The sequence below is a fragment of the uncultured Abyssibacter sp. genome (assembly GCF_964000955.1).
In the GTDB taxonomy this organism is placed as follows: domain Bacteria; phylum Pseudomonadota; class Gammaproteobacteria; order Nevskiales; family OUC007; genus Abyssibacter.
In genome coordinates, this window is sequence record NZ_CAXFCL010000036.1 from 1 (window position 1) to 2078 (window position 2078).

The following is a 2078-nucleotide window of genomic DNA, read 5'->3' on the forward strand; positions in this document are numbered from 1 at the left end:
CGTCGGTGCCAGTGTGCCGATCACCTGCTGGTACTCGCCCGAATTCTGATAGAGCTGGCCCAGTGTCTGACGCATTTGCGTCTGCACCACGCCGGACAGCGCGTTCTGATCCAGCGCCCGCTTCAGGTACTCGGCGGCCTGTCTGGAATCCCCGTCGCGCGCGGCCCTGGCGGCGAGATCCCGAAGGGTCAGTGCCAGCGCGTAGGGATCGTCCTCCACCGAGCGTATCAGTGCCTGCTCGTCCTTCGGAAGCTGCGCCTTCGGCACCTCGTCCAGGACGCGGACCTCGCTCTCGTACTGCGCCGCCAGCGCCCAGACGGGCGCGAGCAGCAAGACGATGAAACCGATACGCGTCAGCATGTCAGCGCCAGTTGTACTGGTAGTCCTCGAGCCGGAAGTAGACCTTCTGCTTCACCTCCCGGGGCTTCGACGTGGATTCGTACAACCAGTTGGCGACGCTCTCCACCGTCGCGGCTTCGAACACGCCCCTGGGTTCAGCGTCGATCACGCGCACGTTTTCCACCGTGCCCTTCGTGGTCACGACGAACAGCACCTCGACCCAGCCTTCGATGCCCTGGCGGTAGGCGTACTCGGGAATCTGCGGACGCGCCGTGGAGATTGGCACCAACCGCTCGCCCTTGAAGCCGCGACCGGATCCGAAGCCACCGGCGCCGGACCCGCTGCCGCGGCCTCCGAACCCGCCGAAGGCATCGCCGAAGCCGGAGGAGCCACCGAAGTTCACCGGCACGTCCAGCGCCGGCAGATTCATCTCCAGCCCCGGCTGATTGTCGGCGGTCAGGTTCATGGTGGTTGGCAGATCAATGGCCGACATCGACGGCGGTGATGACGGCGGCGCGGCCGCCTCCAGCAGTTCGGTCGGCTCGGGCTCCGGTTGCTCCTGTTCTTCCGGCGGCTTGATGATCTCCACGCGCCGGTTGGCCTCGGGCGGCTTGAGCGGCGCGTCCGGCGGCGCCGTGAGCCATTGCATGAACCAGAACAGGCCAATGGCGATCAGGACGGCCAGTGCGGGTAAGCCGACGAAACGCATCAGTGAAACCGCAGCGAATCCGCGAACTCGTGGGTGCGCTTGTCAGCCAGCCGCGTCAGGCGATTCGCGAAGAACAGCCCGGACAAGGCGACAACCATCCCGGCCATGGTCGGCAGGGTCGCCCGCGACACCCCCCCGGCCATGCCACGGGCATCCCCGGTGCCGCGCAGCGACATCACCTCGAATACCTCGATCATCCCGGTGACGGTGCCGAGCAGGCCGAGCAGCGGGCACAACGCGATCAGCGACTTGATCACGGGGAGGCTGCGATCGAGCAGATCGCGGGCCTCGGAGACCATCGCCGCGCGGATGCGCCGCGCCTGCCAGCTGTCGCGCTCGGAACGGCCCAGCCATTCCTCACGAAACGTCTGCAACACTCGGCCATGGCGCATCCCCAGATACCAGAACCGCTCCAGGATCAGCGTCCACAGCAGCACGGTCAGCGGCAGCAACGCCCACAGCACCGGCCCGCCAGCGTCGAGAAAGCCGCGGATCGGCATCCAGGTTTCCTGGAGCCAGGCGAGCAGCTCAGTCACGCGGCGCCGACTCCATGCGCCGGGCGATCAGGCCCGCCGCCTGCTCGTCGAGCACGCGGATCAGCGAGCGCGAGCGCGCTGACAGCAACGAGTGCAGAAACAGCAGCGGGATCGCCACGACCAGGCCGAGCACCGTGGTCACCAGCGCCTGCGAAATACCATCGGCCATCAGCTTGGGATCTCCGGTGCCGAACAGCGTGATGGCCTGGAACGTCGCGATCATCCCGGTCACCGTGCCCAGCAACCCCATCAGCGGTGCGACGCCGGCCAGCAGCTTGACCACGCTCTGCCCCCGCTCCAGCTTGGGTGTTTCACGGATCACGCCTTCATCCAGCTTGAGTTCCAGCGATTCCAGATCCCGTTCGCCGGCGCTCAGCGAGGCCTCCAGCAACCCCAGCAGCCGCCCCAGCGGGTTGTCGTCACGCGGCCGGTCCAGTTCGCGCAATTGCGCCCGCATGCGGCGCCCGACGGCCAGCAGATAAACCGACTGCCCC

Annotated in this window: 4 protein-coding genes; all 4 read right to left on the reverse strand. The window is 67.1% G+C overall.

The window, feature by feature from the left end; all coding sequences use genetic code 11:
- On the reverse strand, window positions 1-360 hold a 360-nt coding region (locus tag ABNS06_RS01410; protein ID WP_348672174.1), incomplete at its 3' end, for a hypothetical protein.
- Between the two features lies 1 nt (window position 361).
- A complete protein-coding gene (locus ABNS06_RS01415) occupies window positions 362-1048 on the reverse strand; it encodes an energy transducer TonB (protein ID WP_348672175.1) in 687 nt (228 codons plus the stop codon).
- Window positions 1048-1584 (reverse strand): MotA/TolQ/ExbB proton channel family protein, encoded by a 537-nt coding sequence (locus ABNS06_RS01420; protein ID WP_348672176.1) that lies wholly within the window; start codon window positions 1582-1584, stop codon window positions 1048-1050. Before ABNS06_RS01420 ends, ABNS06_RS01415 begins: the two co-directional genes overlap by 1 nt.
- Window positions 1577-2078 (reverse strand): MotA/TolQ/ExbB proton channel family protein (locus tag ABNS06_RS01425; protein ID WP_348672177.1); only part of this gene is annotated, 502 nt, incomplete at its 5' end. The genes ABNS06_RS01420 and ABNS06_RS01425, both read right to left, overlap by 8 nt.